The 381-nt window shown below is 65.4% G+C and carries 1 protein-coding gene; it reads right to left on the bottom strand.

The window, feature by feature from the left end; all coding sequences use genetic code 11:
- Nucleotides 1–381 (bottom strand): TatD family hydrolase (locus tag DNK59_RS31495; protein ID WP_177431330.1); only part of this gene is annotated, 381 nt, incomplete at both ends.

Here is a 381-nt window from a genome sequence, read left to right as displayed (position 1 = left end):
CGGCACGGTCGACCACCATGTTCTCGGTGCCGTCCGACTGCAGCAGGGCCACCATGCGCTGCTCCGACCTCTTGGTATTGGGGTAGATCGACTGCCCGAGCCAGCAGTCGCTTTCCAGCACCAGGGGCATGGTCAGTTCATTGAGGTGATCGATGATCTCCAGGTGCTCGGCGATGCCCACTTCGCGGATCGCCGCCAGGGTGCGCTTGGTGCCGCCGATCTTGTCCCGGTGCGGGGTGTGCACCAGTACCGGCAGGTTGTACTGCTTGGCCAGTTCCAGCTGCGCGGCGAGAAAACGGTCGTCCTCGGGGGTGATGTCGTCGTAGCCGATCTCGCCGACGGCCACCACGCCGTCCTCGACCAGGGAGCGCGGGTGGATCT

This window comes from Pseudomonas sp. TKO26 (genome assembly GCF_003225665.1).
Lineage (GTDB): Bacteria > Pseudomonadota > Gammaproteobacteria > Pseudomonadales > Pseudomonadaceae > Aquipseudomonas > Aquipseudomonas saponiphila.
The sequence above is the reverse complement of the archived record's forward strand: the minus strand, read 5'-3'. Positions and strand labels throughout refer to the sequence as shown.